Annotated in this window: 8 protein-coding genes; 2 read left to right on the top strand and 6 right to left on the bottom strand. The window is 68.8% G+C overall.

Features of this window, described 5'->3' with window-relative positions; genetic code table 11:
- From MJ797_RS15910 to MJ797_RS15900, 3 genes are all read right to left on the bottom strand, one after another.
- On the bottom strand, positions 1-1,434 hold a 1,434-nt coding region (locus tag MJ797_RS15910; RefSeq protein WP_239335603.1), incomplete at its 3' end, for an ATP-binding protein.
- Positions 1,435-1,622: 188 nt separating this feature from the next.
- The gene (locus MJ797_RS15905) at positions 1,623-2,993 is read right to left on the bottom strand and encodes a permease prefix domain 1-containing protein (protein ID WP_239335601.1); all 1,371 of its coding nucleotides are present in this window, start codon (positions 2,991-2,993) and stop codon (positions 1,623-1,625) included.
- A complete protein-coding gene (locus tag MJ797_RS15900; protein ID WP_239335599.1) occupies positions 2,990-3,364 on the bottom strand; it encodes a PadR family transcriptional regulator in 375 nt (124 codons plus the stop codon). Before MJ797_RS15900 ends, MJ797_RS15905 begins: the two co-directional genes overlap by 4 nt.
- Before the next feature lie 65 nt (positions 3,365-3,429).
- Between MJ797_RS15900 and MJ797_RS27005 the strand changes: the two genes are divergently transcribed.
- Complete coding sequence (locus tag MJ797_RS27005; protein ID WP_255720376.1) at positions 3,430-3,555, top strand: hypothetical protein; 126 nt, start codon at positions 3,430-3,432, stop codon at positions 3,553-3,555.
- A 21-nt stretch (positions 3,556-3,576) separates the two neighbouring features.
- Here MJ797_RS27005 and MJ797_RS15895 read toward each other — a convergent pair whose 3' ends face one another.
- The 3 genes from MJ797_RS15895 to MJ797_RS15885 form a co-directional block, all read right to left on the bottom strand.
- Positions 3,577-4,296, bottom strand: a complete 720-nt coding sequence (locus tag MJ797_RS15895) for an SUMF1/EgtB/PvdO family nonheme iron enzyme (protein WP_239335597.1) — start codon at positions 4,294-4,296, stop codon at positions 3,577-3,579.
- Between the two features lie 171 nt (positions 4,297-4,467).
- The gene (locus MJ797_RS15890) at positions 4,468-4,875 is read right to left on the bottom strand and encodes a type II toxin-antitoxin system VapC family toxin (protein ID WP_239335595.1); all 408 of its coding nucleotides are present in this window, start codon (positions 4,873-4,875) and stop codon (positions 4,468-4,470) included.
- Complete coding sequence (locus MJ797_RS15885; RefSeq protein ID WP_239335593.1) at positions 4,872-5,102, bottom strand: antitoxin; 231 nt, start codon at positions 5,100-5,102, stop codon at positions 4,872-4,874. Before MJ797_RS15885 ends, MJ797_RS15890 begins: the two co-directional genes overlap by 4 nt.
- Positions 5,103-5,332: 230 nt before the next feature.
- Between MJ797_RS15885 and MJ797_RS15880 the strand changes: the two genes are divergently transcribed.
- Positions 5,333-6,913 (top strand): ATP-binding protein, encoded by a 1,581-nt coding sequence (locus tag MJ797_RS15880; RefSeq protein WP_239335591.1) that lies wholly within the window; start codon positions 5,333-5,335, stop codon positions 6,911-6,913.
- Positions 6,914-6,976: the final 63 nt, after the last annotated feature.

The following is a 6,976-nucleotide window of genomic DNA, read 5'->3' as shown; positions in this document are numbered from 1 at the left end:
GGCTGTGGCGGCGGTGACGGACGGGTCGAAGCCAGCGCCGCTGTAGCAGGTCAGAGTGGTGTCACGGGTGTCGTAGCCGCGGGCGGCGAGCAGGTCGCGAGCGCGGCGGAGCCGGTCGACGTGGCGGGAGCCCATGATGTCGCCCCATTTCGCCTCGCCGAGAGACAGGATGCGGCGGGGCTCGCCGGGCACCGGTGGGGCCAGCACGGCCACGTCGATCTGGATCTTGGTCCTGCGCTCGGGGTCGGCAACGACACCGGCGCAGACCTCGCCGGGGAGCTCGCCGAACAGGCCGGGCGGGGCGAAGGCCGCGTGGTCACGGCAGAGCTGCTCGAAATGGGGGCCGAGGACCTGCGCGGAGAAGCGAGGGCGGGCGTCACGCCAGACCGCGGCGGCCCGGCCACTTTCCAGGAACCCCCAGCGGGGCCTCATGACGACCTGGTAGAAGACGATCAGCGGCTCGGCGATCCGGTACACCGCCCGGCCCTGGCGGAACAGGTCCTCCTCCCTGCGCAGCAGCCCGCAATCCTCCAGGACACCCAGGTGGTGGGAGATGTCGGTGGCCTTCCGGCCGACGTAGCTCGCGATGCCGCCGCGGGTGTTGGAACCGCCGGCGACAGCGGCGAGCACCGAGTGGTACATCGCCGAATCGCGGACGCCGGCCTCCTCGTCGAGCAGGTAGCGGGCCTCCCGGAACAGCGGGCTGCCCGGGTTGAGGACCGTGCGCAACACCCAGTCGTCGAAGTCGCCGGGACCGGCGGGGACGTCGTCGTTGACGAACCTGCGATAGGCCGGGGTGCCGCCGACGACGGCGTGCTGCGCGACCGCCAGCCGCGGATCCGTGATGCCCCAAAACTGAGCCGCCAAAGGGTACTCGAACGGGTGGACCACGACTTCCAGGTTCGCCCGGCCGCGCAGCGGCGCGCTGCCGGCCAGCAGCCGGCCCATCACCGACAGCGCCGAGCCACACAGCAACAGTGACAGTCCCGGCTCGCCGCGCTGAGCCGCCGATGCGGCGCGGTCGAGCTCTCGCTGCAGGATCGACGGCAGCGCCGGCGACACCGCACTCAGGTAGGGAAACTCGTCGATCACCACCGGGCCCGGAAAGGTCGCACCGACCGAGAACAGGTACCGAACGGCCTCGTCCCAGGTTGCGAACCGCGGCGGCGTCGGCAGCCGGGTCGCCTCCGCGAGCGCCTCGGCGAACAGCGCCCGTGACTCGGTCCCGGTCGCCTCGGTGGCGCCGAAATAGAGCCCACCGGTCTGGCGGGCCAGCTCCTCCAGCAGGAACGTCTTGCCCTGCCGCCGCCGCCCGCTGACCACCCCCAGCTGCGCGGGCCCGCCCACCCGGGCCGCGAAGCGCACCAGGTGGCCCCACTCGAAGTCGCGGTCGAACATGTGCGCAGGCTTCTCGATCACATCCGTCACTGCCACCGCCACCAGCCGGAGAAATAGAACTGTACTTCTAAGAACTGTACTTCTAAGAGTGCCCGGCAGTAGGGGTGTAGATCAAGAGGCGGGGCTGGGGTGCGCCGTGTCGCGAGGCGGCGGAGGGAGCCACCGCAGGCGTGGGCTGGGCGGTGGGTGGCGGCCCAGCTGGCAGGCGCCGCCTGCTGGGCGGGTCAGGCGTAGCTGAACAGCGGCGGGAAGACGAGGGTCGCGATCCAGGCCCAGGCGGCGTAGACGGGCAGGTAGCCGGTCTGCCAGCGTTCGAGCGTCGTGAACGGGACGCGTCGACGCACGAGCCCCAGCAACAGCCACGCTGACCAGACGAGGTTGCCGAGCAGGATGACGTTCTCGCCGAGGGCCGCGGCCTTGTTGGGTGTGGTGCCGTATTCGGTGATGCGCCCGGTGACAGCCAGAAGTACCAGCACGTCGATGGCCAACGCGCTTACCACGAGGGCGAGCTGCAGTTTGTCGAACAGATCGGGTGGGGCCAGTGGGTCGCGGGCTGAGATCGAGTAGAGGAGCAACCCCAGCACGATGACCAGGAGCAGGTCGAACAGGATCAGCGCTTGGCGTTCGACGTCGATGCCGTTGCTGGTCCAGCCGACGGCGATGAGGAAGGCGAGCAGGACCGCTGTGAACAGCGGAGTGAACAGCCGGGTGAGCACCGGAGCGATGTTCTCGACGACGCTTTGCTTGGCCTCGACGAGCCATCCGGCCACGACGACCCCGGCCGCAGCGCCGCATGGAAGGAGCCATTGCGCGATGAACTCCTGCGGAACGATCCCGATGGCCTTGAACGCGCCGGTCGTGAACGCGGTGAGTACACCGCCGCCGAGAGCCATGAGGACGAAGTAGATGAACCATTCACCGGTGAAGCGGATGAAATCCATGCGTCGGCGGGACGACCCCCAGCCGTCGGCCACGTAGGCCAGGCCCACCACGAGCCACAGGGCGATGGGCAGGTGGATGCTGGTGATGACCAGCGACTGTGACCTGTCCGCCAGGGGGTAGGCGTTGGCCGCGACGGCGCCGAGCGCGAACAGCGCCACCAGTATCCCGATCAGTGAGCGTCGGGCCTGCCGGCGCCAGGCGAGGAAACCCGCGAGCCAGGGCAGCACGAGCAGGCTGACGTTCGGCCCGTAAAATACGGCTGCCGCGTTGTTGTCCAGACTCACCCCGAACAGCTCCGGCGCCTTGATGGACAGTGCGGCACCCGCCGCGCAGAAGGCCATCACCCTCAGGTCCCGCCGTGACCGCGCGTCCGCGGCTGGGCTTGCGGTCAGGACCAACTGCTTCCACAGCCGTTCGGAGTGCTCCCGGGCAAACTCACGGGACAGGTCGTCGAGGCTACCCATCCGTTTGACCGCGACCAGGAACGCCTCATCCGTGTTCAGGCCGGCCTCGACGAGCTCGTCCACGCAACCACGGAGATGGTCCTCGAGCTCGTCGGCGTCGGGCGGCCGCATCTCCCGGCGACGCCCCACGTACTGGCGCCACTGCGCGAGCTGCGCCTCAAGCTCCTCCTGCCCCTCCCGCGCCGTCATGCCCGGCCCTCCAGCGGGATCGCCGTCAGCGTCCCGCGGTCGCCAAGACCCAGCCAGATTCCCTTGAGCGCGTCCATGACCGTGGCCCACTGACGGCGCTGCTCGGCCAGCTCGGCCAGGCCCGCCTCGGTGAGTCGGTAGTACTTGCGCCGCCGCTCGCCCGTCACCGACTGCCAGCTGGACTCCACACATCCGAGGCGCTCCAGCCGGTGCAGCAACGGGTAGAGCAGGCCCTCGGTCCAGTCCAGCTCACCACCCGACAACTCGTTGATCCGCTTGAGGATCGCGTAGCCGTAGCTCTCCTCCTCGGCCAGGATGCCGAGCACCAACGGCGTCGCCGAGGCGGCCACCAGATCCTTGCCGACCTTCACCAAGCCTCACTCCGTTCGATACCCTGGAAGTACGATGCATAATACTGCTAGGTATAGAAGGCGCGATGACTGGTACGGCGTTTCGGGCGGGAGCGGTCATTGCACTCACCGCGAGCACTCTCGCGGGCAGGCACCTCGCGTTGGTGTCGTCGGTCGCTACCCAGGCGCTGACCAGGGACAATGCCCAGTGACCACGCCGGTCGGAACATCATTTACCGAATCGAACGAGTGTTCCGAATGCCTGGCGGTTTCGGAGGCCCGGCGCGTCCGCTGACCGTATTCGTGGGGGTGGTGGAGCGCGCGATGCGGAATCCTACGTCGTCGATCTGGAAGGCTGGGTGGCTTCGACGGCGAACCGAGGCCCGGCAGCTCCAGTTCTCGTCGAACCACCCGCCGCCACGGAGCACCCGGTAGGTGCCGTAGACCTCGGCGTCGTAGACGTCCCAGCACCACTCCCAGACATTGCCCAGCATGTCGTAAAAGCCCCACGCATTGGGCTGTCTGCCGCCCACGTCGTGAATCCGCTCGCGCGAATTCCCGCGATACCAAGCGATCTCGTCGAGCCGCCCATACCGCGCGCTGGCGGTGCCGGCACGACATGCATGCTCCCACTCGGCCTCGGTCGGTAGCCGGTATCCCTTGGCGGACGTGTCCCACTCGACACCATCGACGTCAGCATCGAAGCGGTACGCCGGGGCCAGCCCCTCGTGCTGTGACAGAACGTTGCAGAACCTGACGGCGTCCCACCAGGAAACGCCCTCGACGGGCAGCTGATCACCTCGCGCCGCGCTCGGCCGCTGGCCGGTGACCTGGGCGTATCGCGTCTGGGTCACCGGGAACGCCGCAAGCTGGTACGCCGCAAGCTCGACCGACCAGCTGCGCTGGGATCGCCGGTCCGACAGCGTCACCTGCCCTGACGGGACGTCAATCATCTCGGTTCCCGCGCTCGCCTCCACAGATAGGTCATGGTACCGACACGTGTCCGTCATGGCGGACATGACTGTCATCCCGTATCTGACCGAGCCGTTTGCGCGCAGGTGAAGACCCGCCTCGCGGCGGCCCGGCCGCCAGTGGCGCCGGTCCCGGCGTCCGGTTGTGTCGGTCTATGCGAAGACTTCGATGGAGCAGGTGGCGGCGGCGCCACGGTCGAGGCGGGCGTCGCTGGTGATCAGTGGGAGTCCCAGGGCCTCGGCGAGGGCAACGTACTGGGCGTCGTAGGCGCTCAGGTTGTGGTGCAGGTCGCGGACGCGTTTCCAGAGGATCAGCGTCTCGTGCCGTACGAAGGGCAGGCGCTGGTAGTCGCCGATGGCCTTCTCCGCCTCCGGCGCGGACAGCTTCCGGCCGCGGACCATCCCGAACAGGGCCGAGAGGAGTTCGTAGTCGAGGAGACCGGGTGCGGCCAATGTAGTCAGGCCGGCGAGGCGGTGGCGGACCGCCTGGCCGGTCGGGCCATGATCGGTCAGTGTGCGGATCAGAGCCGAGCAGTCGATGACGGCTTCCGGGGCGGTCATCCGCGTTGTCTGCCTTTGTCGATCGCGGCGAGGATGTCGGAGGTCGCGAGATCGGTGTGTGTCTCGCGGTCGAGGCGGGCCATCATCTCGGCCAGGGCCGGTGTCCGGGCGTCGCGGGTGACGAGGTCGAGCAGGTAGGCCTGCAGGCTGCGGCCCGTCTGCGCCGCCTTGAGCTTCAGCGCATCCAGGGTCAGGTCCGGGACATCGCGGATTGTGATCGCAGTCATGCAGGCATTTTACCTGCATTGCCAGCGGTTCGACGCTGCTGACGTAGCTGCCGGACGGCACGGCCGAGCTGGGTGACAAAGGCGGCGCGCCCCTCCGCCGCCGTCGATGTGCGCTCGGTCCGTCCGCGCGCTCGCGACTGGTCAGGGCGGAATCACTGAGCACACAGATAGATCGTCGATCGCGGATAGGCTGGTGGTGAAGTCACGAGCCGGGCGGGGGAGGAGGACTGGTGAGCCGTCGGTTCAACACGGCTGGGCCGTGCATCCGCGCGGAGCATTACATGATTCCGGCGCTGTCCCGCCTCCCGGAGGCACCCGGGTTGGTGGATCTCAAGGCCTACTTCGTCGTCCACGCGCCCCGCCAGACGGGGAAGACGACGGCGCTCCGCGCACTCGCGGCCGACCTGACCACGCGGGGCCAGTACGCCGCGGTGCACGTCTCCTGCGAGACCGGGCGCGCCTGGGGAGACGACATCCGCGCCGCGTCCCGGGCGATTCTCGACCGGCTCCGCTCCAGCGCCGAGGACACCCTGCCTGCGGAGCTGCGGCCGGCGCCGTGGCCGGAGACCTCCGACGGCACCCTGATCGTCGAGGCGCTCGGAGCCTGGGCCCGGATCTGCCCACGTCCGCTCGTCCTGTTCTTCGACGAGATCGACGCCCTTCAAGGCCAGTCGCTGATCAGCGTGCTCAGCCAGGTGCGGGACGGCTACAACGCCCGCTCCACAGCGCCCTTCCCAGCGTCGGTCGTGCTGTGTGGTCTCCGCGATGTCCGTGATTACAAGGCTGCGGCCGGTGGTGACCCGTCGCGGCTGGGCACGTCGAGCCCGTTCAACATCAAACTCAAGTCACTTAGGCTGGGCGACTTCACCGCGGACGAGGTGGCGGAGCTCTACGGTCAGCACACCGCCGCCACCGGCCAGCCGTTCGCGCCGGGCGCGGTCGAGCACGCCTACGAGCTCACGGGCGGCCAGCCGTGGCTGGTCAACGCGCTGGCCCGCGAGGTCGTCGAGGAGATGGCCGTGCCCGCCACAGAGACGATCACACGTGAGCATCTCGAGGCCGCGAAGGAACGGCTCGTCCTTGCGCGCGCCACCCACCTGGACTCGCTGGCCTCCAAGCTGGCCGAGCCCCGTGTCCGTGAGATCATCGCTCCGTTGATCGCCGGGGACCCGCTCGTCCTCGACCCGTACGACGACGACGTCAGCTATGTCCGCGATCTCGGCCTCATCGCGCCCGACCCACCCGTACGGGCCGCGAATCCGATCTACCGCGAGGTCATCGTCCGCGTCCTGTCGTCCTCCGTGCAGGAGAGCATCACCACCGATCCCCGCACCTTCGTCCGCCCGGACGGCAGTTTCGATCTTCCGCGAGTCCTCGCCGACTTCGCGGTCTGGTGGATCGAGAACGGCGAGTTCCTCACCAGCCGCGGCTACTACGACGAGGCCGCGCCCCAGCTCATTCTCATGGGCTACCTCCAGCGCGCCGTCAACGGTACCGGCCAGGTCGAACGCGAATACGCGCTCGGCTCCGGCCGCATCGACCTTCATCTCCGCTGGCCCTACGCACCCCGTGGGGGACCGTGGCAGGTCCAGCGCGAGGGTTTTGAGATCAAGGCCTGGCGCACCGGCAGATCCAACCCGCTCAAGGCCGGGCTCTTGCAGCTGGACCGCTACCTCGACCGGCTCCAGTTGCCGATCGGCACCCTTGTGATCTTCGACCAGCGCACGAACGCGCCTCCCATCGACGAACGCACCGCGATCACCACCGTGACCAGCCCGGCCGGGCGCTGCATCACCCTCCTCAACGGGTGACCGACGCCCGCGCGCCTTGGGCCCGAACACGACGCGGGGGCCGAGTTGTTCGCGAGGCCGGAC

This window comes from Protofrankia sp. CiP3 (assembly GCF_917627345.1).
Taxonomy (GTDB): Bacteria; Actinomycetota; Actinomycetes; order Frankiales; family Frankiaceae; genus Protofrankia.
Note: the sequence above shows the minus strand (reverse complement) of the source record. Positions and strands in the feature narration are given on the sequence as shown.